20 protein-coding genes and 1 tRNA gene are annotated in these 24,337 nt (G+C 40.6%); 16 read left to right on the top strand and 5 right to left on the bottom strand.

The window, feature by feature from the left end; translation table 11 throughout:
- The first annotated feature begins 41 nt into the window (after positions 1-41).
- From IT6_RS02255 to IT6_RS02240, 4 genes are all read left to right on the top strand, one after another.
- Positions 42-1,823: a tetratricopeptide repeat protein gene (locus IT6_RS02255; RefSeq protein WP_206827316.1), complete on the top strand. Its 1,782-nt coding sequence runs from the start codon at positions 42-44 to the stop codon at positions 1,821-1,823.
- A gap of 87 nt (positions 1,824-1,910) precedes the next feature.
- The gene (locus IT6_RS02250) at positions 1,911-2,756 is read left to right on the top strand and encodes a hypothetical protein (protein ID WP_206827315.1); all 846 of its coding nucleotides are present in this window, start codon (positions 1,911-1,913) and stop codon (positions 2,754-2,756) included.
- 65 nt (positions 2,757-2,821) lie between these two features.
- A complete protein-coding gene (locus IT6_RS02245; RefSeq protein WP_206827314.1) occupies positions 2,822-3,892 on the top strand; it encodes a hypothetical protein in 1,071 nt (356 codons plus the stop codon).
- 1,300 nt (positions 3,893-5,192) lie between these two features.
- On the top strand, positions 5,193-5,633 hold the full coding sequence (locus tag IT6_RS02240) for a hypothetical protein (protein WP_206827313.1): 441 nt from the start codon (positions 5,193-5,195) through the stop codon (positions 5,631-5,633).
- A 648-nt stretch (positions 5,634-6,281) separates the two neighbouring features.
- Here IT6_RS02240 and IT6_RS02235 read toward each other — a convergent pair.
- Positions 6,282-6,357 (bottom strand) — tRNA-Gly (locus IT6_RS02235).
- A 137-nt stretch (positions 6,358-6,494) separates the two neighbouring features.
- On the opposite strand from IT6_RS02235, the gene IT6_RS02230 reads away from it, so the two are divergent.
- From IT6_RS02230 to IT6_RS02215, 4 genes are all read left to right on the top strand, one after another.
- On the top strand, positions 6,495-9,245 hold the full coding sequence (locus IT6_RS02230; RefSeq protein WP_206827312.1) for a PD-(D/E)XK nuclease family protein: 2,751 nt from the start codon (positions 6,495-6,497) through the stop codon (positions 9,243-9,245).
- 19 nt (positions 9,246-9,264) lie between these two features.
- Positions 9,265-12,429, top strand: coding sequence for a UvrD-helicase domain-containing protein (locus IT6_RS02225; protein WP_206827310.1), 3,165 nt, complete (start codon positions 9,265-9,267; stop codon positions 12,427-12,429).
- Between the two features lie 163 nt (positions 12,430-12,592).
- On the top strand, positions 12,593-13,075 hold the full coding sequence (locus IT6_RS02220; protein WP_242524296.1) for an HNH endonuclease: 483 nt from the start codon (positions 12,593-12,595) through the stop codon (positions 13,073-13,075).
- A gap of 51 nt (positions 13,076-13,126) precedes the next feature.
- Positions 13,127-13,423: a hypothetical protein gene (locus tag IT6_RS02215; RefSeq protein WP_206827308.1), complete on the top strand. Its 297-nt coding sequence runs from the start codon at positions 13,127-13,129 to the stop codon at positions 13,421-13,423.
- Between the two features lie 12 nt (positions 13,424-13,435).
- Here the strand turns inward: IT6_RS02215 and tatC are convergent, their stop codons facing one another.
- The 3 genes from tatC to IT6_RS02200 form a co-directional block, all read right to left on the bottom strand.
- The gene (tatC, locus tag IT6_RS02210; protein WP_206827306.1) at positions 13,436-14,203 is read right to left on the bottom strand and encodes a twin-arginine translocase subunit TatC; all 768 of its coding nucleotides are present in this window, start codon (positions 14,201-14,203) and stop codon (positions 13,436-13,438) included.
- 14 nt (positions 14,204-14,217) lie between these two features.
- Positions 14,218-14,913 carry an epoxyqueuosine reductase QueH gene (locus IT6_RS02205; RefSeq protein ID WP_206827304.1) on the bottom strand — a complete coding sequence of 232 codons (696 nt, stop codon included), beginning with the start codon at positions 14,911-14,913 and terminating at the stop codon, positions 14,218-14,220.
- A gap of 65 nt (positions 14,914-14,978) precedes the next feature.
- Positions 14,979-16,322 (bottom strand): nicotinate phosphoribosyltransferase, encoded by a 1,344-nt coding sequence (locus tag IT6_RS02200; RefSeq protein ID WP_206827302.1) that lies wholly within the window; start codon positions 16,320-16,322, stop codon positions 14,979-14,981.
- A 90-nt stretch (positions 16,323-16,412) separates the two neighbouring features.
- Between IT6_RS02200 and atpD the strand changes: the two genes are divergently transcribed.
- From atpD to IT6_RS02160, 8 genes are read left to right on the top strand one after another with little or no spacing between them, the layout of a single operon-like run.
- Positions 16,413-17,873, top strand: a complete 1,461-nt coding sequence (atpD, locus tag IT6_RS02195; RefSeq protein WP_242524295.1) for a F0F1 ATP synthase subunit beta — start codon at positions 16,413-16,415, stop codon at positions 17,871-17,873.
- 14 nt (positions 17,874-17,887) lie between these two features.
- Positions 17,888-18,298 (top strand): hypothetical protein, encoded by a 411-nt coding sequence (locus IT6_RS02190; RefSeq protein WP_206827300.1) that lies wholly within the window; start codon positions 17,888-17,890, stop codon positions 18,296-18,298.
- 9 nt (positions 18,299-18,307) lie between these two features.
- The gene (locus tag IT6_RS02185; RefSeq protein WP_206827297.1) at positions 18,308-18,586 is read left to right on the top strand and encodes an AtpZ/AtpI family protein; all 279 of its coding nucleotides are present in this window, start codon (positions 18,308-18,310) and stop codon (positions 18,584-18,586) included.
- 14 nt (positions 18,587-18,600) lie between these two features.
- Positions 18,601-19,239 carry a F0F1 ATP synthase subunit A gene (locus tag IT6_RS02180; RefSeq protein WP_206827295.1) on the top strand — a complete coding sequence of 213 codons (639 nt, stop codon included), beginning with the start codon at positions 18,601-18,603 and terminating at the stop codon, positions 19,237-19,239.
- A 25-nt stretch (positions 19,240-19,264) separates the two neighbouring features.
- Positions 19,265-19,531 (top strand): ATP synthase F0 subunit C, encoded by a 267-nt coding sequence (gene atpE / locus IT6_RS02175; protein ID WP_206827293.1) that lies wholly within the window; start codon positions 19,265-19,267, stop codon positions 19,529-19,531.
- A gap of 20 nt (positions 19,532-19,551) precedes the next feature.
- Positions 19,552-20,316: a F0F1 ATP synthase subunit delta gene (locus tag IT6_RS02170; RefSeq protein WP_206827291.1), complete on the top strand. Its 765-nt coding sequence runs from the start codon at positions 19,552-19,554 to the stop codon at positions 20,314-20,316.
- Positions 20,313-21,803, top strand: a complete 1,491-nt coding sequence (locus tag IT6_RS02165) for a F0F1 ATP synthase subunit alpha (protein WP_206827289.1) — start codon at positions 20,313-20,315, stop codon at positions 21,801-21,803. Before IT6_RS02170 ends, IT6_RS02165 begins: the two co-directional genes overlap by 4 nt.
- A complete protein-coding gene (locus IT6_RS02160; RefSeq protein ID WP_206827287.1) occupies positions 21,800-22,678 on the top strand; it encodes a F0F1 ATP synthase subunit gamma in 879 nt (292 codons plus the stop codon). Before IT6_RS02165 ends, IT6_RS02160 begins: the two co-directional genes overlap by 4 nt.
- A gap of 66 nt (positions 22,679-22,744) precedes the next feature.
- On the opposite strand, the gene pckA is transcribed toward IT6_RS02160, so the two are convergent.
- Complete coding sequence (gene pckA / locus IT6_RS02155; RefSeq protein ID WP_206827285.1) at positions 22,745-24,289, bottom strand: phosphoenolpyruvate carboxykinase (ATP); 1,545 nt, start codon at positions 24,287-24,289, stop codon at positions 22,745-22,747.
- Positions 24,290-24,337: the final 48 nt, after the last annotated feature.

The following is a 24,337-nucleotide window of genomic DNA, read 5'->3' as shown; positions in this document are numbered from 1 at the left end:
GTTGCTGCCTGCTTTTCTTTGTAAAAACGAATAGTCTTATTGTGAAACTTTTTTGGCTGTTTAAAGATTGGTTTCTCTTTTTACTTTTTTATTTAACTCCGTTAGTTTATTGCTTTTCTTTATTAAGAGCCGAAGAATCGAGTTTCGATGCCGATTTTTGGACCTCAAGAATTGTTGATTTTTCTGTCGTCGATTCTAATGGCTCTTCACAATGGATTAGAGGAATAATCTTATCGGCAGACGGCAAGGTTTTAACCTTATCCAATGTGTTCTATGGGAAAACGGTTAAAGAAACAAAGCGATGGGATTTTCGGCCGGTTCAGTACTTGGGTTGGATATTAAGAGAACCTGAAAAAGATTTGCTTTTGGTCCAGGTGGAAGGCAAATCTTTTTCTGCCTTGAGAATCGTTTCAAAGGATAGTTGGCCTCAAGGAGCAGGGCTTGAGTTTTTCATTCCTCTTCCAACACCTGAGGAACCAAGGAAAATAGGTAAATACAAACTTAAAGAACTGCCGGAAACGGATAGTCAACATCTGTATTTTTCTGGGGAGACAGCTGGAGTATTACTAGGCAGTCCAGTAATCAACGAAAAAGATCAAACGATTGGCATAGTGGATGGAATTGACCCTCAAAAGGAGTTGGTTAGAGCAAGGTTATTAAGTGCTCCGTTAGAAATCTTGGATAAAGCGGATAGACTCATGGAATATGCGTTTTGGAAGGAAAACCTGGATGCGATCAAGCAGAAGGGAGAACAGGATCCTAGGCTTGCTTCTTCACCTTATTGGATCAATTTGTGGCAAAGTGTTCAGAGAAGCGATATCGAAAAGAATGCTGATCTACTCATCCAAGTGTTTCCTAAATCTGACGTTGCCTGGGCGTCGGCTGCAGCAAACTATTTAAGAATTTCTCTGTTGGATAAAGCGGATTTTGCGATTAGGAAAGCAACTTCCTTAAATGAAACAGATTATCATTATCCTATTTTGTTTGCCCAGATCATGATCTCCCGTAAAGAATGGAACCCGGCGATAGACGCCTTACTTAAGGCAAGGGAAGATGGAGCTCTTTCCAAGGAGATCGCTTATCCTCTAGGGATCTGTTTAAATCAAATCGGTCAATTCGAAAGAGCCGTTGAAGAACTCAAAAGCTATGTAGAATCTCGACCTAGGCATGTCAGTGCCTGGCTGCTTATGGGAGAAATTTTCCAGAAAATGCAAAATTGGGATAAGTCAGTCGGCGCTTTTATGAAAGCGGCAAGGTTAAACCCTCAATCTATACGTGCGTGGGTAGGGATAGCCGAATCTTACTTGGCTCTAGCTAAATGGGAACAAGCCTCGGAGGCTTATACAGAGTTGAGCCTTCTTGAGCCCAAGAATCCTTCTATATGGTATAACTTGGGGCTGGTGTTATTGAAAATGGAACAGGAAAAGTTTGCTCGGGCTTGTTTTTTGCGAGTCGTCCAACTCAATCCCAAGGATCGAGATGGGTGGTTCAATTTTGGGGTATTAAGCCAGAAGGTGGGTGAAAGATTGGTTGCCCTGGATGCGTATAAAAAAACGATCCAGATAGATCCCCGTTTCGGGATGGGTTGGTTTAATTTAGGCTGTCTTTGTCAAGAACTTCACCTGTTCCCTGAAGCGATTGATGCATGGCACAGGGCTGAGGAAAATCTTCCAGGTGATATTAGGCCACTGATTAATCTCGTTTTCCTAGAAAACCAACTCCATGATTTCAATGAGAGGGATAAAGATTTAACTAAAATTGAAAACCTTAATCCTCAACTTGCCCATCAGATCAAGTACAAGATCGCAAACTCAGCCCACTAAGAAAGCAAAAGTCAGCAGCTTTTTGATCCTCCAACTCAAATAGCCAGTGGCTATTCTTCCTATTTCTTTTTATTTTAATTCTGAGCGATGAAGAGCTACTCTGTTCAAACTCAGGCTTACCTTGGGTTGCATTTCTATATAGGTATTGGATTGCTTAGCTTTTCATGGATAGCTAACCTCCTGATCGAAGGGGCAAGGACTCATTATCTCTTTTTCTTTATATGGCTTGGTTATATTTTGACTGTCGATGGGTTAATTGTCATGAGAAAAGGCGATTCCCCATTGACGCGAATGGGGTTAACTTATCTTTTTTTATTTCTCTTTTCCATTCCGTTCTGGTGGCTTTTTGAGGGGATCAATCTTCGTATTCAAAATTGGGAATACAGGGGAAGCCATAAGTTTGGCCCAGTAAGTTATTTTTTGTTCGCTTCCTTAAGTTTTTCAACGGTTATACCTGCCGTTTTAACGACCGCTGAATGGGTTAGACAATGGCGATGGGTTGCTAGCCTTAAAAAGCGTAAGCCCTTTATTATTGGTTCCAAAAAGTTAGTTGCTCTTTTAGGCTTATTATGTCTTGTGCTCCTTTTAAGTTTTCCCAAAGTTTTTTATCCTTTGTGCTGGATTTTTCTTTTTTTTCTAACTGAACCTCTTAATGCGTTTCTCCGAAAAAGATCAATCCTTTTTGGAGATTTACAGAGGGGAGATTGGAGAGGAGTCGTTTCTCTGGGTATTGGGGTATTGATCTGTGGGTTATGTTGGGAAACATGGAATTGGAAATCTGATCCAAAATGGGTTTATCATATCCCTTATTTGGGTTTTTTTCCTGTTTTTGAAATGCCTATTCTTGGTTATTTAGGGTATCTGCCCTTTGCCTTAGAACTTTTTTCTTTTGCAACCCTCTTTTGGAAAGGCCGGTTGCCCATAGAACTGTAGCTTGAGGGTTTTCATTTTCCGAAGAGTCGGTCCTGCTATATATTTTCAAAGCGCTAAGAGAGGAAATGAAAGCGGAGGTTTCAATTCTTATTCCTTTTGATTTGGGTTTGGAACTTGAGTTTGGAGGTGAGGAAGCCAACAGGATTGTCAAAGAAATTTCAACAAGGACCACGCACCTCGTTTCTTTCAAGGACAAATTTTCTGCTAAAGCTCAAGTCGTTACCCAGATTTATAAGTTTGGTGTAGGGCTTATTGAAGTCTCTTTTCCCATCGAAGCAGAGATGGCTTTCCTGACATCGCTTGCCATAGAAGTGCGATCAATTAACGTGGGTTCTTTGGGGATATTGGCCTGGGTCAAGACGTTCGTGAACAGTTTAATTGAACAAGCCAAGCAGTTTGCAAGCTACCAGTATGTGTACCGTCTTGAAGAACTAGACCTATTTCCTATTTTCTCTTTGGAACCTGGAATTGTCAAAGATGCTGAAGCCTTTATTGAACAGCATTATAAGAGACTTTATGGTATTGTTTCAGGGGAACCCAACTACGATAGCCTTTCTCCCTTTGTACTCCAGAACGAGAAATTGATTAACTTTGGCTATTACGAAAACGAGTTGATCCTGATCAAAAGGTTTGGAGCAGTCGTCTCTTCTTACGAATCCCAGGTCATATTGAATATCATCCGGCTTGTCTATGCCCTTTACTGGAACTTGCGTTCCTATAATTTCTTGTTGGATAGGGAACTGGACAAGGCCCAGACTATTTTAGCCCATTTGCCTCCATGGTATAAGTTTTGGATGATGCCCCAACGCTACCAGAAATTTTCTGAAGAGGGGATGAATTTCGTTCAAGATAAACTATCGATTGTCGAGTCGATATACTCGGTCTTTGCCAATGTTAACCAGATAGCTTCAGATTGGCACCTGCGGACGATTTATAAGTACGTGGAAAAAGAATTTGATATCGACGACATCGCTTCAGCTGTAAAAGTCAAGCTAGACCGGGTAGAACAATCCTACAACTCGGCAAGGGAATTTATATCGACCAATTTCTTTATCGCTGTTGAAATTGTCCTTATCTTGTCCCTTCTCTGGATGATCCTAGATACCGCCTTGCTGTATGTGATTTCTCAGAAATAAGGAAACAGATTGTTTTGGGTTTTGTATTTTGGGGTTTGCCTGTTGTTTTAAGCTTCGTTGCTTTGTTTACAATGACAAATTTTTTTTCTCATTACTTGTGAGCAGAGTAAAAGGTTTTTCGAAAATAAAAGTATAACGTTTCTCTGTCAATAGGTGAGGGGTCAATAAAATTTCTATTGAATATAGGAAATATTCCTATTGTTCAATATGAACAAGTTCGGATAACTAAATGATTCAGAGTCTTTAGAAATGCTCATCTCTTCCAAGCCCATGAATACCTCATTTGATTCTCGCAGACGAAAAGAAGAAAGATTAAAAATAAAGCTTGTGCAATACCAGTTTTTCCCTTGCTGTCGAAAGACTGATCAAATACGGTTTCTCGCTAATTGTGGGTATGTTGAAAAAGCCTTAAGCATGTTATAGAACACATTTAGTAAAAAATTTCCAGTTATAGATAGTGCAAAATATGAGCATTTTTATAATGAGATTTTATTAAATGTTGTTGAATATTTGATCCCGAAAGAACCGTCGAGAACTCTAATTGCTCTCAGCAATGTCTTAAGTGATTTACTTAACTTGTCCTGTTCAAATATATACCCCCAAGATTTATCATGTTCTTGGTTAGGAGGTTTAAACACTTCGCCCAATGAAAAAAGATACCCGTAGCAAAAGGTTGCTGCAACTTATTCATTTTACCGCGGATGTCTCCAGGCCTTAGAAGACCATCTGTAATTTTCCGATATTCTCGCAATTTTGAAGCAGTACGAGTAGAGAGTATTTAGAAGATTAGAGCTTAAGTTAATCTTAAAATCCGACGACAACAATATGCAGAAGGTGACAGTATTGAAAGAAGAAGTCTTTCGCTATGCATTTCCTCAACCTGAAATCTGCTTTTTGCCGGAATATTGAGACCTTTTGAGAAAGGTTTACCCTCGTCTTAATGCTCAAGACGAATTAGTTATACGAAGCTGGAAGATAGGGACTCATTTGTGTATTCACACTTCACAAAGCCAAGTCTCTCATCTCAAAAATGTAAAGAATTGTACTCCTTTTTTCTATTTCCTTTTATTTCCAATTGTAAAAGCGAGAAAAGCTGTAATAAAAGTGTCAATAAAATATCATTGAGGCGCTGGTTACTAATATGATATCAATATAAGTGGACGCGATCGTGGGAGGAATAAAGGTGGAGTTCCGTTTAATTTACGAAGGATCCTTGGTAAGCAATGGGAGACCCGAGTCTAAGCAGACCATTCGACGTGTATTCCATCCACAAATAAAATGCTTACTTGACCGGAGGCCAATGCAACATGTCAAGGAAAGTATTGAAAAAGAATTGCATAAAAAACCACCAGATTCTATTCGTGGATTTCAGCCGGTAGCACTTATACGTGAGAGTGATATGCATATCGTTCATCTTGAGGTGCTTCTTCTTGTTCCGGAAGAGCCTGGAACTATGCTTTCGCAGGTTGGTGATCTCGATAACCGCCTTAAGACACTCCTAGATGCCCTTAGAATTCCTAAAGAACAGGAAATACCAGAGAATGACTATCCTCAAGAAGTGGAAAAACCATACTTCTATTGTCTATTAGAGGACGATGCCTTAATAACCAGCCTATCAGTTTTTGCTGATCGGGATTTGCGTGAGCAGACTGACAAGGATAAGTCCCATACACTTGCCATCATTCGAATTCACTTAGAAAAGTCGATCACTACACTGCGAACGATGACCTGGACTTGTTGATCGAGATTCTCGTGCTTTGAGTTAGGATGCAATATTAAATCTTACACTAGTATTATTGAACACGAGCAATCCAGATTGTACTTCCGAAGTTTGTACTCTCCTAAGAATTATTCCTTGGTGGTAGATTTTCACCAAAGAGCCTTACCGAGTCTATGAGTGAAAGATGGTATTCTTGACATAAATTATATTTACCCTTTTTAACGAAAGAGGCTGATTTTTTTAAGAAAAAACTCTGGCTGGTCAATCGTGGCATGACGACCTCAACCTAGAGGATCGAACTTTTTTTAGTCATTGTTTGTTCCACCAAGCTCTCGATATGCTTGAAGAGTTCATGCATCTGCAACTCGGTGGCTTTAGAATCACGCTTTTTCTGAGGTCAAGGAATCTAGGTAGTTCCAGAAGTGCTTGTTTCTTTCAACCACTTGCCACGACCAGATATATCCCTGTCTTTATTCGGTTGGTTGATAGTTTTTTTTCGTGCAATGCCTTGAACTCCGCGTGATGTTATCAATTGCTGATCTTGTCTGCCATTCTAGCAGTTGTTTCTTCCATTAGTCAGATTTTTTGGTAATGCTGCAAATTGACAACAATACCATTTGATGCACCTCACACAACTGGGAAAAGAGGAGCGTTTCCGATTCTAATAAATGGAGCGGGTGACGGGATTTGAACCCGCGACGTCAACCTTGGCAAGGTTGCGCTCTACCAACTGAGCTACACCCGCATCAAGAGTAAGATAATCCTTTTTGTTATAAATGAACTGAATAGGTATAAAAAGCAAGCTTTAAGTCATTTAAACTTTGCAATTGGTTGAGTTTTCTTTTTGTTGGTTAGAGCATAAAAAAATGTTAGCATGGAAAAATGGATTTTGAGCGGCAGTTTCTGGGTGTGCAAGATCCTTTTCCTGTAAGTGTCGTAGAGTGGCTTTCTTTAAGAAATAACCATTGTTTGGACAAGGTTGCTGATTTTTCTGAATTTCTTGTTATCGTCCCCACCAGATTTTCAGCACTGATGCTTGTTGAAGCCATCAAGAATAAATATGGCCAAGGATTTGTCCTCCCCACGATCATTACCCCGATGACCCTCTTCGAAATTCATCCAGACGGCTGGCTGGATCTTAAGAAAGTAGCCAGTCGGATGCAAAGGAAGCTTGCTTGGGTAAGCGTTCTTAACCAAGCTTTCCAAAACCGAGTCCTTGAGTCTTGGAGCATGAAAAGCGGGGATTTTGAAAATCTTCTTTCACTAACTACGGTAATTATCGATACACAAGATGAACTTGCAGAAAAAAATTTGACCCTCAAAGATTTATCATCCATTCAACCTGCTGAAGAGGGTTTTCATAAAAGTTTAGCACTCCTTGAACAGGAGTATTTTTCTACCCTTGGAAAAAGGGGATTAATCGATCCTTTTTTCTTCTACCATCAGTTATTACAAGAGCCTAAGCTCCCCCCTGCAATTAAGAATATAGTGGTTGCGGGTTGTCTGGATCCAAATCCTTTAGCCATTAAGTTCCTGGAAGGGTTAAAGGAGTTCTCCAAGATTGACGTGCTTCTGCCGGCCACTTCTGATCTGGCTCCCTTTTTTGATGCTAAGGGGTTGCCTATCGAAGACTCTTGGAGAGAGCTTACAATTCCAATTAGTGATGAATGCATCCATTTATATGGGGATGAAATAGCCACGGTTAAAGAGATTGTTAAGCTGATTTCAGGTGAAAATTATGAGGAGGCGACGACTATTGGACTCTGTCGCGAACAGGGAACAGCGATCCTAAAAGAAGAGCTCAAGAAAAATAATATTCCTTTTTTCGACTACTCGGGAATTTCTTATAAGGAAACCCCTTTTTATGATTTTTTCCTCCATTTAAAAGAACTGCTTAACGATCCTTCCTGGAACAACCTTTCTCAGTTTATCCGTAGCCCCCTTTATTACGAATGGTTTCAAAAAAGGTATCCAGGCAAGTTTGATACATTTTTGTCTAGCCTTGACCGCTTTACCATGGAAAGGATTCCCTTGTTTTTCGATGATTTAGGAGAGAGTCCTCCTGAAACTCAAGGGCTTGTTAGCTGTGTAAATCGGTTCTTGGATGGTTTGAAATCCGATCAATGGCCACAAAAGCTATTGAGCTTCTTTGCAGAGGCTCTGGAAAACTTTTCAGAGTCATTTCAAGAAATTATCCCTCAATGGAGTTCTCTCTTAACCACACGGCTAGAACAGTTTTGCCTGCTTGCCCCATCCATTGCCCCAGCTGATTGTCGTGATTTCCTCTCCTTGATGCTGGATGAAATGAACGAAGAAAGACTGTTTTATGATAGGAAATCTCCAAGGTTAGAACTTAAAGGATGGCTTGAGTTGCTTTGGGATGATGCTTCGCATCTGGTTCTTGCGGGATTCCAAGAAGGAGATGTACCCAAGTCCATAGGAACTAACATGATTTTGGATGAGGAGAGAAGGAAACAGTTGGGACTTAAAAGCCAAGAAATGCGTCTTACCCGAGATGGGCTGTTGCTCCGTTATCTTTCCGAAAGGTTAAGTAGGAGGGGTAGAATAGACATTTTTTTATCTAAACGAGACAGTGACGGAGAGGTCTTGTATCCTTCCCGTCTTCTTTTTCTCCTGAAGGATAAAGAATTACCTAGACGAGTATCTACCCTGTTCAGTTCCTTGCCAAGCCAAACCATTCCCAGGGGAAAAACTGATTCATTTAAATTAAAACTACCTTCTCCTTCGTTGAATAACAAAGAATGCCTTTCAGTCAGTGCGCTTAACGATTATTTGAGCTGTCCTTTTTACTTTTATATAAAACATAGGCTAGGATGGCAACCCTTGGTCTTACCCCAAGCCGAACTCATTGAATCTGATTTTGGCAGAATTCTCCATGAGGTTTTGACCTTCTTTGGAAAAAATTATGAGTCAAGAGAACTTGTAGATCCCGATCAAATCTTTTTGTTTCTTTCGGATCAATTGGAAAAAACTTTGACCAACCGTTATGGAAAGACAAGAACTTTAGCTTTACATTTCCAGCAAAAAGCGATGTTGGGTAGGCTTAAAACCTTTTCCTTGTTTCAAGCGGCTAGAAAAAAAGAAGGATGGCAGATTGTGGATGTAGAAAAACCAGTTGAACTCGAAATAGAGGGAATGTTGATCCGGGGTCGTATAGATCGAATAGACCAGAGGGAAGAAGAGTTCCAAATCATCGATTATAAAGCTATGAAAGCCCAGGCCCCTTTCCGAACCCATTTAAAATCGGTTAGATCCAATGAAGAGCTACCCCCTACTGAAGCTTATTTTTTATTCGAAGGGAAAAAGTGGCGATGGTTAAATTTTCAACTTCCTTTGTATTACCATGGGTTAAAATCAGTGGCAGCGGGGAAAAGCCTCACGGTAGCTTTTTATTTTCTTTCTCACAGGGAAGAAAATGACCTTTTAAAACTTTGGCCAGTTGATAAATCCCATTTTCTTGAAGAGAGTACCAAATCTATTTCCAAGGTCGTCAAAGCGATAAAAGAAAATAAATTTTGGCCTCCCAATCCCAAGGCGGATATTTGGCGTTATCCATCCTGGAATTTTTGGTTTGACAGCAGTCCAGAAGAAATTTTTGAACCTCCTATTTAGCTATAGCTTAAACAAAACGATGAACAGGGAAAAACAGTTAGACCACTTGATAGTCGTAGCTTCTGCTGGAGTGGGAAAGACTCATAAGCTAGTTGAAAGAGTTCTTGAGCTGTTAATGGGTGAAATTCTTCCCCATTCGCTGGTAGTTATTACTTTTACAAAAAAAGCGGCCCAGGAAATCGTAGATCGGCTATTTTCAACTTTAGCCAAGCTAGCAGTTCCTTTAACAGATAGAGAAGGGATAGAGCCAGATCTTTTTTCCCAAAATAAAAAGGCCTGTCGAGCATTAAAAATGCTTATCGAACATCTTCCTTCCCTGCATTTTCAAACGATCGACTCTTTTTTTTATTTTCTACTGAATTACATTCCGCTTGATAAAAGGACTAGTTTTGCCCGTTTCTCAATCCTGGATGAAAAAGCTAAAAAAACCATCCAAGTGGAATTAATCAGGAACGTATTAAGTTCAAAGGAGTTTGACCCTTCTTTTGTAGACAACTTTAAGGTTTTCTTGGGGGATGATCTTAAGACAATCTTTTCAAACTACTTATCCTTGGTACAGAAATACTATCCTTATTTCTCTGATTTTCCCAGTGTAGATTTATGGGGAGATCCTCGGTTGGTTACAAGTAACGAGGAGACAATTAAAGATCCAGCTTTTCTTTCCCTGCTCGATGAGATTGGATCCTACCTAAAATCTCTGGATATGCCGACTAAAACATGGGAGGAACAAAAGTTGAAAATCAACTCCCTTCCAAGACTGTATCAGAATGTCTTGAAAGCTTACGATCCTCAAACAGCTCAATGTGATCAAATAACTTTGGAAAGGAAAAAATATCCTTTGGCCGAGCCTCTAGCTTCTGCATTGGGAAAGCTAGCAGAAAAGACGATCGATTATTTTATTGAAAAATCCCACCGCAGGACTCGAGCTGTGGCGCACCTACTGAGCGTTTATGATCTTTATTATCGAAAAAGTGTAACCAACCAGGGTTTTTGCAGTTTTGAAGATATTCCGAGGATCATCTTAGAAGCCACTGGATTAAACAGTTCTTATCCTTTTTTGTACAACCTTGACCAAAAATGGAATCATTTTCTCATCGATGAGTTCCAGGATACGAGTCTATTACAATGGAAAGTGATCAAGCTTTTTGTTGACGAGCTGATCCAATACCAGGATGGGTCACGGTCTTTTTTCTGTGTTGGAGATCCAAAACAAAGCATTTATGGGTGGAGGGGAGCATGCAGTGAACTGATCGATTCAGTCGAGTCCCAGTACAAACTAAAAAGGGAGGAGCTGATCGGTTCAAGAAGATCATCCAAGGCTATCTTGGATTTTGTTAACATGATCTTTGGTAATTTTGAAGTGATTGATAAACTTTTACCCGAATCTTTAGAGAAATGGAAGAAAAGATGGGTTGATCAACAAGCCATGGATGTAGAACTGGAAGGATATAGCTGTTTTTTGTGCGTTGAGACAGCTAAAAAAGAAAAAAATGGAGAGAACTTTGTTGAAGAGAATGGGGAAGAGGAAGAGACCGATAATTGTATTTCCCTGTATGAGGCTCTAGAAAAACTGTTGGTTGAAGAGATAAAACCTCAAGAACGACATTTGAGTTGTGCCATTCTTGTTCAAACCAACAGGAAAGCTGAGGCTATTTTTCAACATCTTTCCTTGTGTCCTTCTTTAAGAGTATCCTTGGAAGGAAAGCTTTATCCCGGAAAGGATAGTTTGATTGGAAAACTTTTCTTTGCCTTGGTCCAAGCTTTAGCTCACCCTGGAGATTCCCTGGCTTTGGGGTGGCTTAGAAGTACACCCTTCGGTTCGGTTTTCCAGGATGAGGTGTCATGGAGAAAAGCGTTTTGGAAAGTTTTTTTTCTCGAAGGATTTGAAGGACTAGCTTTTCAATTTTTTTCTCTTCTTCAACAAGCTGTAGTGCTGGATGACTTTCACAAGGAAAGGATGGAGATGATTTTGCAGATTTGCCAGGCTTTCGATAAAACGGGCAGTAGAAATTTTGAGAGATTTTTAAGTCATTACAAAGATTTTTCTTTACCCCTATCTGAAGATCCTTCTTCAGTTCAAGTCAGAACGGTGCATAGTGCCAAGGGGCTTGAATTTGATGTTGTTATCGTTACTGAGTTACTGGGCCGAGAAACAGCGATGAATAAACCCCGGGATGTTCCCATAGCATATACATCCAGTCGCGGGGAAAGTAAGCTTTTTTTTCTTCCTCGGAAAGAGATTGCAGAGAAAGAACCCCAATTGTCCTGCTTGTATGAAGAGCTTGTTGCTGAAGAACAGCTGGAAAAACTTTCGCTTCTTTATGTCGCCATGACTAGGGCAAGACAAGGATTATATATTGTAGGAGAAATTCAGCAGCAAACAAATGGAAAAAACTCAACCAGACAGTCGGTTTATTGGCAGGACTTGCTGCTTGAGGGACTGGGAACAACGTCTTTTCACAGGAACTTGTTTTTTCCTGATTACCCCTTGGTAACCCTTTTTGAAACAGGAAAAAGGGAATGGAATCCTCGGCCTAAGAAAGAATTTTTCAAACTAGAAGAAAAAAAGGAGGCAAAAAGCCAGGATTTTCCTTATCCGCCAAGGCCTCTATCCCGGACCCAGTTTGTTTCTCCATCTACTTTGGAACCAAACGCTCAGGAGTTGAATCTTTATTCTTTATTTTCTTTGGATAAGGGAAAAAGAATCGATCATGGGTTAATCGTTCATAAGATATTTTCCCAAATCGAACGGCTTTCTGAAGACATTTTATTCAAGCTCAAGCAAAAGGCTTTAGAATACGGCCAGAAAGATAAAGAAAGAAATCCTTTTAAAGAAGTCTTGGATTGTTTGCAATCACCATCCATTAAAGAAATATTCACTCCCAAAGAAGAAACAAAAATATGGATTGAACGCAGTTTTTGTGTTGAAGTCGAAGGACAGTGGGTCAGAGGTACGCTTGATCGGGTTCATGTTGAAAAAGACTTACTGGGGAATGTCCAGTGTTCCATTTATGATTTTAAGACTGATGCTATTTCTTTGGATAAGAAAGAAGAGCTTGTTAAAAAATACCTTTCTCAGCTTATTCTTTACCGCAAAGCTCTTTGCCAGCTTCTTGATATCGACTCTTCACGGATAAAAGTTTTTCTTGTCTCTGTTTTTCTCAAGGAGGTTATGGCTTTGTAATCTTTCTTTGTTTAGATGAAGTTTTTTTGTTGTGGCTATTGAAAAAGCGCACGATTGAGTTGAAAGCTATCCATTCCGATGGGTTTTTCTGCTTGAATTCAGGCTTTTCTTTTATTAACTACGACAAGTTATTTGGCTTCTTATGACAAAGGAATCGGTTAAAATGTTTTGGTTTCCTTTAATTGTATGGCTGTTTTGGCCAGTTATTTCATCTTTTGGCTTTGAAGATCGGCTGCTGCCCGATCCTCAATTGACTCCTGGGGATACGTTTGATGTGACTAAAGAAGACATTTGTGTTCCTGGTTATGCAAAACGGGTCAGGAATGTTCCTATCGCTGTTAAAAGGGAAGTCTACTGGCGGTATGGAATTATTCATCCTGAGCCTCACCATTATGAAATCGATCATTTGATTCCGCTTGGCCTTGGAGGGTCGAACTCGATAAAGAACCTTTGGCCTCAGTCTTATTGGACATCACCTTGGAATGCTTATCTCAAAGACAAGTTGGAGTATAAATTGCACAAGTTGGTCTGTGAAAATATTGTTGATCTAAAGGAAGCTCAGAAAGCCATTGCTACCAATTGGATTGAAGCTTACAAGAAATACATGGGAATACCAGAAAAAAGAAGATCATATGAGTATAGGTAAGAGACAAAAGCAGTTGTGTGGAATTTGCTCTTTAGGTTATTTTAACAAAGCATGGGATTAAACAGAAAACTGAGCCGGATTATTGCTGGAAGAACGATTGAAAGAAAGGAACACAAAGAGAATGTGTTTTGTCTTTATTTTACAGATGGTTCTTTTCTTCAGCTCAAGATAAAGGGGGAAGTTTTAGGAGAGTTAAGTCCGGGTCAAAAGGTACACAGAGCGATCGAAAAAGACGAGCAGTTTGTCATCGATCTTGAGGAAGGCAACAGAATAGAAGTAAGCTTGGAGAATCCCGGAGCTTCCGTTTATCTTAGAAACAAGGAAGGGAGCTTAGAATACTTGGGATAAGGCAGTGTGGAGCTAAGGGAGAAGTTCTGGGGAGTGATCTTTTTGGACTCTTTTACGGTTTTCAATGGTTTTTAACACCCAAAGTGAACCTTCATACAATAGATACATAGGAACGGAAAGAAGGAAAAGGGTCAAGGGATCAGAGGTTGGGGTAATACAGGCAGCAGCGATCACGATGACCACAATGGCATGCCTTCTATAACGGCTCAGTGTTGCAGAGTTTATAATGCCAAGAATGCCCAAAAGAATAACCACAAGGGGTAATTCAAAGGCCAAGCCAAAAGAAACGAGCATTTGGACAACGAAATTAGAATAGTTCTGCAAGGTCCAATCGGTTTGAATGCCCATCCATTTGTTGTAGGCGGAGAAAAACTGCAGGGTTTGGGGCAACAGGATAAAGTAAGAAAAAAGGATTCCTCCAATAAAAAGAATAGCCCCACAACTGAATATCGGGAAAAGAAGCTTTACTTCGGAAGGAGTAAGACCAGGAATAATAAACTGGGCAACAAAATAGAGGATAAAAGGAAGGCTCAGTACAAGTCCTCCTAGCAAACTAATCTGGAGTTGGACACTGAGTGGGTCAACTACACCCAGAACTCTTAAGACTTTTTGAGGGTCTTCCCCTGAGGCTTTAAGAGGTTTAAGAAGAATGGCCATTACCGGTTTAGTCTCAATAAAACAGAGAAGAGAAGCTGCAACTAAGGCGATCAGAGATTTTATAATTACCCACCTTAAATCTTCTAAATGTTCAAGGAAGGGTTTCTCTTCATCCCGTTTCATGATAAAGAAAAAATTCAAGGGGAGATAGAAGGCTGCCTCTGCTCAGAAGAATTTGATTCTTCTAAACCATAAAAAGTACTTCCCAGGGTGATTTTAGGTTTTCCTCTAGAAACTCTCCATTTATTGGTATCTCTCAAAGAATAGATACAACCACAATAAAGTTGTTGGTAGAAATTTTCCGCTTTAGAGATCAAGATCATCCGCTCAGAACCCCCCTTTTTTCTCCAGTTATATGTCCAATATTCAAGACCATAGCGAGAAGCCGCTCGAATTCCGGCTGCAGTGACCTGGTCAAAATCTTTCCATCTTGAGATTCCAAGGCTTGTACAGAAAACTTTAAATCCGTTTTCGTAGGCATAAAGAGCGGTCCTTTCCATTCGCATGTCAAAACAAACCGTGCAACGCTTGCCCCTTTCTGGTTCCCATTCAAGTCCCTTGACCCTATTAAACCAGCTGTCCGTGTCATAGTCAGCGTCGACAAAAGCGATCCCTTTTTTCTCAGCAAATCGGATGTTTTCTTTCTTGCGGATTTCGTATTCAACACGAGGATGGATGTTGGGATTATAGAAAAAAACAGTGAGTTGGATGCCTGAGGCTATAATGGCTTCCATGATTTCAGCTGAACAGGGAGCACAACAGGAATGTAGGAGAACCTTATCTGCTCCAGCTGGAGCGGTTAGTTTTACCCTTTCAAAGTTAAGCTCTGTCATCTTCTTATAAAGAAATTCAAGCCACACCAGATTGCAACCTGAATGAAAAAAACATTTCATTTAAATCACATTTGAAGTTCTTCTCTTTCAAGCTTGTCTCTCAAGTTGATCAGTGGTGGTGAAAACTCCACCGGGTAAGGAGGTTGGGCTGACTGCAGGGTTTTAAGTCTAGAAGGCAATTTTTCCAAGTTACTCATAGTTCTTTTTTGAATTTCAATAAGAGTTTCGTTGGGATAGATTCTTTTGCCTTTGCGCATTACAGGTTGCAAAAGGGGATAGGCAGGATATTCTTCTTCAGCTAAACAAACCAGATCTTTTTCAAATGTTCCGTTCTCGTTGAAAAACCTGAATACCTGTTTTGTTCCCGGCCAGGTCGCTTTACCTGTAGATCTTTTCCTCCTGGGTTTGCCTTCGTATTCCTGGAGCTTGTAGACGCAGTCCATATAAGGACTGTCACTTGAGGTATCCAGGGAAGTTCCAATCCCAAAACCATCAATGGGAGCAGCTGAACTGACGAGTTTTTCTAGTTTATATTCATCAAGGCTACCGCTAACAAAAATTTTTGTATTCTTTAATCCACCGGAATCGAGGATCGATCGAACACTCCTAGAAAGAAAATCAAGATCTCCACTATCTAAACGGACAGCTTCAATGGTAATGCCATTTTCTTTTAACTTTGGAGCAAGCTTTACGATGTAACGAGCAGCTCTTTCCGTATCATAGGTATCGATAAGAAAGGTAACGTTGCGGGGATTGGCGACCGCGTAGTTGTAAAAGGCCATCTCTTCAACATCATGAGCCTGGATAAAGGAATGGGCCATAGTGCCAGAGATCGGGATGGAATACATTTTGCCGGCAAGAACGTTTGAAGTCCCACTAAAGCCTGCAATGAAACTAGCCCTGGCGGCAAAAAGGGAGGCCTCAGCACCATGAGCTCGTCTTAATCCAAATTCAACGAGATTTTTCTTCGGAGCAACAAGAGAAAATCGGATCGCTTTTGAAGCGATTAGGGTTTGATAGTGGATAATATTCATGAGTCGGGATTCGAGGATCTGAGCTTGGGCGATTGGAGCGGTAACCCTTAAAATAGGTTCGAAAGGAAAAAAGATGGTTCCTTCAGCCATGGCATAGATATCTCCCTGGAAACGAAATGTTCTGAGATACTCTAAAAAATCTTTCTTTAATCCTTGCTGGGCGAGCCAATCAATTTCTTCTTCGTCAAAATGGGCATTTTCGACAAAACAAAGCAGTTGTTCTAGCCCGGCAAAGAGAAGAAAATTTCTGTTTATAGGCAATTTTCTCACGAACAACTCAAAGGTAGCAATACCTTCCATCTTATGATAATGATACCCTTGCATCATGGTCAGCTCGTAGAGATCGGTCAAAAGAAGACTTTTATCTGGATTCATGTTATCTATGGAGAAGTTGGTTCTTTTGAGTAATTTAAAACGAACCCTATATTTTTACAGCGTGTTTTATTTAACGACAAACTCTTTTCCATGAATTCAGAACCTATGGTTTCTCATCAACAATCGGAAAATTCTCAACCTAAAAAGGAATTGAGCCCTAAAGGAGTGGCTTTATCTGAAAAAATTATAGGTCGGATCGTTGAGGTCCACGGTCCAGTCGTTGATATTGAATGCCTTGTTTTGCCTCCCATACATCGTTGTTTAAAGACCTACTTGGATCACGAGAGTTATGTTTTTGAAGTCCACCAGCACATTGATGAACATCATCTGAGGGCAATTGCTCTTCATTCAACGGCTGGGTTATACAGGGGGATGGATGTATATGATACGGGCTGTGCGGTTTCAATTCCTGTATCCAAAAAATATCTTGGGAGGCTTGTCAACATCTTTGGTCAACCCCTGGACGGCTTAGAACCTGTTGAACCCGAAGCATACAGGAATATTTTTTCAGATCCCCCTCCTTTGGATATTACTCTGGGGCCAAAGTCGATCCTTGAAATTGGCATAAAAGTGATCGATCTGCTTTGTCCTTTTGTCAAAGGGGGTAAGACAGGTCTTTTTGGTGGGGCGGGGGTAGGCAAGACGGTTCTGATGATGGAATTTATGAAGGCGGTGAGTTTAATTCATCATGGTGTTTCGGTTTTTGCCGGGGTGGGAGAACGGATTAGGGAGGGTCATGAGCTGTGGAAGGAGATGCAAAAAGCGGGGGTTATGCCTCAAACTCTCATGGCTTTCGGTCAGATGGACGAATCTCCAGGGGTAAGGTTTCGGATTGGGTTGACCGCCTTGAGTTATGCGGAGTATTTTAGAGATAGCTTACAAACCGAAATTCTTTTTTTGATGGATAATCTTTTTCGTTTTGTGCAGGCAGGCAGTGAGGTTTCTGGTCTTTTAGGAAGGATGCCCGCCATGGTGGGTTACCAACCGACTTTGCTTACCGAGGTAGCTGAACTGCAGGACCGGATAGTATCCACAAAATCGGGCAACATAACAGCGGTCCAAGCGGTTTATGTACCCGCCGATGATATGACTGATCCGGCGGTTATGGCGATATTGTCGCATTTGGATACGGTGGTTATTCTTTCCCGGTCACAAGCTGCAAAGGGTTTTTATCCCGCCATCGATCCCTTGGTTTCGACAAGTCGGATCATGGATAAAGAGTTTCTTGGCCAAAGGCATTACGCGATCGCCTCAGAGGTACGAAAGTATCTTTCCCGGTACAAGGAGTTGGAAGATATCATCAACCTTTTGGGGATGGAGGAATTGTCTAAAGAAGACAAACAGATCGTCCTGAGAGCAAGGAAAATCCAGAGGTATTTAACCCAACCCTTTTTTACCACGGCAAGTCATACGGGCATTGCTGGGGTAAGTGTTCCACTTGCCGATACCCTTGATGATTGCGAGGCTTTACTCAACGGAGACTACGATCATCTCTCTGAAGATCAGTGCTACATGAAAGGTTCCCTTAAAAAGGAGTTTGGCAAAAAATAGGTCGTTTTAAGTCGATGGCTACTTTTGAATTAAATTTAATCGATGCAACAAAGCAGTTAAGCCGCAAAGACGTTACTCTTTTTCATGGATCAGATCATAGCGGTCAGTTTGGGATTATGGCAAAGCATGAATCGTTTATGACTTCTCTTCTTCTAGGTTTGTACTGGTTTTATGTCCTTAATGATCCTGATCCCAACTACTTAGCTTTGGCTGGGGGGATTCTTTATTTTAAAAAAAACGTTCTCTGGATTGTTACTCCCCATTTTTTTGTTGATAAGGATATGAAAAGAATATCGGTCAACCTTGAACAGGAACTAAAAAAAGAAGAGGAGCAACGGAAAGAGATGAAAGAGAGGGCAAAAAATCTTGAAAAGGAAATGCTAAAAAGAATGTGGGAAATCCAAAAAAAGATTCCCAAATCGTAATACCTATTTATGGAACGGGATAGAAAAAAACTGGTTGAAGAAGTACAAAAGGATGTGGAGAAAACAGAAAAAGCTAGGCAATTTAAGCCCACCCTTTTATCGCAGACTGTCTTTTTAGGTACATTGGGAGTTTTGTTCATTATTCCCGTGATCATAGCGGCTTATCTTGGAAAATGGCTTGATGAAAAACTTCCTGGTTATGCCATCCATTGGACGATTTCCTTAATTATTCTAGGGGTGATATTAGGGGCTATAAACATATATATTTTTATTCGCAACAAGATTTAAGAGATAGTAGCTTTATGGCCGAGCAATTTTTGACTGAGTCGACGATCACCTCTTTATGTATAATGGCTATTGTAGTTGTTTTATCGGTGTTTTGTGTACGATCTTTTAAGCTCGAATCACCCGGTTATTTCCAGTTGATTGTTGAAGATCTGGTTTCGTTCATTGAAAAATCGGTAACCGAGGTGATACCTAAAGATCCCCAAGTAGTCCTTCCTTTAATTGGAACACTTTGGATTTATATTCTTTTATGTAACCTGATTGGTCTTATTCCCGGTCTCCATTCTCCCACAGCGGATCTTTCCATTACTTCAGCTTTAGCCCTGATTGTCTTTTTTTCAGTTCCTTATTATGGGATTCGTGCAGAAGGTATTCTTGCTTATCTCAAAGAATATTTCGTTCCTTTTTTTTGGTTTTTCCCCTTTCACGTTATTGGAGAAATAACTCGAACAGTAACATTGGCTGTCCGACTTTATGGCAACATGTCGAGCATGGAAATCGGGATAGGTGTTCTTTTACTTCTGGCTGGATTCCTTACACCTGTGGCTTTTTTATTGCTTCACTTGATTGAAGCCATTCTTCAAGCCTATATCTTTGGTATTCTGGCATTAATATACATAGCCAGTGGAATGGAAGCCTTAGTCCAAGAAAAATAAAAGTTAAATCTTAAAAGGAGGAAATATGAGTAATATCGGTTTATTTTCAACTTTAGTTACAGCCATGGCGGTTTTAGCAATAGGTTTGGGGGTCGTCGGTCCGGGTATTGGCATGGGCATAGCTATAGCCAAGGCTTTGGAAGCTTTAGCCAGGCAACCCGAACTGGAGAAATCGATCACGCGCTGGTTACTTATCGGTCTTGCCATGATAGAATCGCTTGCTATATACGTCCTTGTTATCGTTTTAATCGTTCTTTTTCGAAGTCCTATGCTCGAATATCTTACCAAGTAGAAAAAGAACTGATTTAAGGTATGAACTGGAACAAAACGACTTTCATTCTACAGATTGTTAACTTTTTGGTTTTCGTCTGGCTTCTCAAAAGGTTTCTCTATAAGCCTGTTCTCAACTTGATCAGGCAAAGGAAAGAAACTGTCCAGGCAATGTGGAAAGAAGCAGAAAAGTTGAAGGAAGAGGCAGTAAAGTTAAGGAGCGATTATGAGAATAGGCTAAAGGTTTGGGAAGAAGAAAAAAAGAGGGCTAGGGAAGAGCTCGAGGAGGAGTTGAGAGTCCAGAGGGAAAAGCTTATCGCTGAAAACCAGAAGGCCTTAGAGCTAGAAAAGGAAAGGAACAAGGTATTAGAGGAAAAAAGAAAGCGGGACTTGGAGATTGAAACGCAAGCAAAGGCTCTGCAACTAGGAGCCCGGTTTGTTGCTCGGTTTTTTTCAAATCTTGCTTCTGAAGAAGTTGAAAGCAAACTTATTGCTTTGTGTCTTAAAAAGCTTCGCTCTTTACCTGCCGAAACCCTCGAGTTGATTCGTCGTTCTATGGAAAGGGAAAGTGTAGATAAGGGTGTTGTTAAAAGTGTTTTTCCTATTGGAGAAGAAGTTAAAAGAGGACTCAAAGAGACAATAAGCCAAATTGTCGAAAAAGATCTTCCCCTTGACTTTGACCAGGATCCAAAACTCTTGGCAGGAATAAGGATTATCATTGGAAGCTGGATTGTTCGGGCAAGCATCGAGGACGAATTGGAATTTTTTACAGAAGCTGAAAACGATAAAATAAAGGTAAGCTTATGACTCCAATCGAAAAAGTAGCTCATTGGGTTGATCAATACCGGTTTGATCCCAAGGTAGAAGAATTTGGCAGGGTAGTTGCCATAGGAGATGGAACAGCCTGGATAGACGGGTTGTCCTTGGCAGCTCTTGATGATCTTTTAGAATGTGAAGAGGGTAGTGTGGCCCTTGTATATAACCTAAGTGAAAAACTCGTTGGGGCCATAATGCTCATTCAAACCGAAAAGATCATGTCGGGAACTCTTGTGCATCGAACAGGTCGACGGTTAAGTGTCCCGGTTGGAGATGAGCTTTTGGGCAGGGTCATCGATCCTTTGGGTAATCCTCTGGATGGGAAAGGACCTATTGCGTCGTCCAGGCAACGGAACTTAGAGGTTAAAGCCCCAGCAATTATCGATCGAGAATTTGTCAATGAGCCCTTTTATACAGGCAATAAAATAGTCGATGCGATGATTCCTATTGGAAAAGGACAGAGAGAGCTGTTAATCGGTGATAATGGACTTGGAAAAACCACTTTTGCCCTGGATACGATCATCAATCAAAAAGATAAAAATGTACTCTGTATCTATTGTTTAATAGGCCAAAAAAGGTCAACTGTAGTTCATGTGATCGATACTTTAAGAGCCGGTAATGCCCTGGATTATACCACGATCGTGGTAGCGGAAGCAACCTCCTTACCCGGTCTTCAATACATCGCCCCTTTTGCGGCCTGTACCATTGCTGAGGAATGGATGGAAGGAGGTAGGGATACACTGGTTGTTTACGATGATTTAAGTTTACATGCACAAACTTACAGAGAGCTCTCTCTACTCTTGCGTCGACCTCCCGGTAGAGAAGCTTATCCCGGGGATGTTTTTTATCTTCATTCAAGGCTTCTTGAAAGATCAACTCATCTTTCAGCTTCTAAAGGGGGAGGTAGCATGACAGCACTGCCTATTGTTGAGACCCAACAGGGGGAACTTTCCTCTTATATCCCTACAAATCTGATATCGATAACCGATGGACAGATTTATTTTGAACAGTTTCTTTTCTCCAGTGGTTTTCTCCCTGCAATCGATGTGACACGTTCGGTTTCAAGGATTGGGGGTGCTGCACAACATCCGCACTTAAGAAAAGAGGCGGGAAGAATGAAATTAGATTACCTGCAGTTTCTAGAGCTGGAAGTTTTTACCCGCTTTGGAACAAAACTTGAAGCGTCTTTAGAAAAAAAGATTGCACGAGGAAGACTTTTAAGAGAGCTGCTTAAACAAGAGAGATTGTCACCGATTTCACCCAAGCAACAATTCTGTTGGCTGATTGCTTTCAATGAAGGTCTTTTTGATGTGATTCCGCTGGATTGTGTAAGAGAAGTACAGGGAGAACTTTTGAAAAAGATTGAATCGAGTTCTTTAAGCTTGGATGATCCAAGGGAAAGTTGGCTAAAAGAGATCAAGGAAGCTTTTAGCTCTATCAGTGCAAATGTAGCGAAAAAACTACCAAAAGTCGCATGAGTAAACGAAGAGATCTGATCAAGTATCGAGAGGCTCTTTTAGAAATTGGTGAGATCATGAAGGCCATGAAAAACATGGCTCTGGTCGAGCAAAGGAAAATTAGTAGATATTTTGAAAGTCAAAAGGTGGCCATTGATACCTTACAAAACATAGCCAATGATTTTTTTCCAGCTTTTCCGGATCTTTTGCCTCGAACGCAGCTAGAACGACCTCTTTATATTTTGATCGGGTCGGAACGTGGATTTTGCGGTGATTTTAATTCCTCGTTAGTGGGGTTTTGGGAGGAACTGGAAAAATCTTCGACATTGTCTAATAGCTATGGACTGATCCTGGTCGGCAGTAAGCTTGAGAGCAGGGCAACTAGCCTTAAGAAAATCATAAAAGCGGTTTCAGGACCGAGCGTGGCTGAAGAAATTTATCCCTTTATTATCGATTTTTTAGATACGGTTAGAAATTGCCTGATAGAGAATGAGCATCCCACATCGATCTCCGTTTTTTTCCATATGGCTGATAGTTTTGAAATTGAGAAGAAAACACTTCTGCCTATTCCTGTATCGGAAGAGAAAATTCTGGCTGCTAAGAAAAAAGCACCTCCTGTTCCTTTACTTCAAGTTAATGCTAGGGAATTTTTTGAGGATCTCCTAGATAATTTCCTCATGGCTGGTTTTTTCTTCGCCTTTTATTCTTCTTTGCTTGCTGAGAGTAAAATTCGAATGCAACACATGCAGTCTGCTTTAGATCAACTTGAGAAGCAGGTTGGAGAACTGAATAAAAAAGCCAATAGGCTTAGACAAGAGGAGATCACTGAAGAAATCGAAGTCATTCTTCTTGGTAGTGAAGCTTTAAAGAAAAAGGCTAAAAAAGAGATAGATTAGCTCGCAGTTTTTAAACGCGATCAGCAAACTCAAAGAATAATCAGTAAAATAAGGCTTCTTTTAGCTCTAAGTTAATGTTTGTGCATAATGGTTAAAAAGTTCTTTAAGTTCCTTGGCTTTTGTGGTGTATTTTCTTTCGTCTTTCCAGGATTTGCTTGGATAAAGAATTTCATGGGGAATGTCCTTGAAACTTTGAGGAATAAAAAGATTAAAATGCTTTTCTTGGACAAATTCACTTTTAGCTAACTCCCCATTAAGTATGGATTGGACAAGCCGACGAGTAATCGAAAGAGCTATTCTTTTGCCAATGCCATATTCACCACCAACCCATCCTGTGTTTACAAGCCAAACCGTGGGTTTATGGCTTTCGATTTTTTCTTTGAACATTTGGGCGTAAACCTTGGGTGAAAGGGGTAGAAAGGGAGAGCCAAAACAGGGACTAAAAACAGCTTGGGGTTCTTTTATCCCTGCTTCGGTACCCGCAATTTTCGAGGTATAACCAAGGAGAAAATAGGAAATAGCCTGTTCGGTCGAGAGTTTGGCTACTGCAGGAAGAAGTCCAAAAGCATCACAACAAAGCATAACGATATTTTTAGGATGCCCTCCTGTTTGCGTTAGACTGGCATTAGGAATGTAGTCTATAGGAAAGGCGGCACGGGTGTTTTCAGTCAGAGAATCGTCAAAAAAATTAATCTCTCTTGTTTGAGGATCGATAATGACATTTTCTAACAAGCTTCCAAAACGTAAAGCACTTTTATAAATTTCGGGTTCTCCTTCTTTACTAATTCCAATAATTTTAGCATAACATCCTCCTTCAAAATTAAAGATTCCTTTGTCATCCCAGCCATGTTCATCGTCACCGATGAGCCTGCGGGTTGGGTCAATGGAAAGGGTAGTTTTGCCTGTTCCCGAAAGACCAAAGAAAATAGCCGAATCGTCATCGCTTTTTCCCAGGTTTGCCGAGCAATGCATGGGAAAAACGCCCTTTTGAGGAAGGAGGAAGTTCAGCAAGGTAAAAACGGATTTCTTGATTTCTCCGGCATAACCCGTGCCTCCGATAAGTATTAATTTTTCACTGAAATTAAGGATGATGAAAGCCCCCGAATGCGTTTGATCGATTTCGGGATCTGCTCTAAAACCAGGAGCATGAATAAGGATAAAATCAGCTAACAAAGGCTCTCTTTTTTCCCCCTTTTCTACCCTGAATAACGTTCTTGCAAAAAGAGAGTAAACGGGCTGTTCCGTTATGATCCATAGGTTCAGTCGATGTTGAGGATCTGCACAGACATGACACCTCTGCAGAAAAAGATCCCGGTTCTGTAGATAGAATAGCAATTTATCTTTGAGATGCCTGAAAGCAAGAGGATCAAAAGGTTTATTGATTTTACCCCAATCGACCAGGTTTTCCGTCATTTTATCTTTAACGATGAACTTGTCTTCGGGTGATCTTCCCTTGTATTGGCCGGTATGGAAAACAAGTGATCCCGAGTAGGATAAAAGAGCTTCATGTCTTCTTATTGCTTCTTCATATAAAGCGGCTGGGGTAAGGTCCCAATAAAGCTGATTGAAATTTCTTAACCCGATCTGTTTTAGTAATCCTTCAATGGTCATGGGTTAATTTTGTATAAGAAGAAAAGGGGATTTGAAAGCCTATTCAAT

The sequence above is a fragment of the Methylacidiphilum caldifontis genome (assembly GCF_017310505.1).
GTDB classification, from domain to species: Bacteria; Verrucomicrobiota; Verrucomicrobiia; order Methylacidiphilales; family Methylacidiphilaceae; genus Methylacidiphilum; species Methylacidiphilum caldifontis.
The sequence above is the reverse complement of the archived record's forward strand: the minus strand, read 5'-3'. Positions and strand labels throughout refer to the sequence as shown.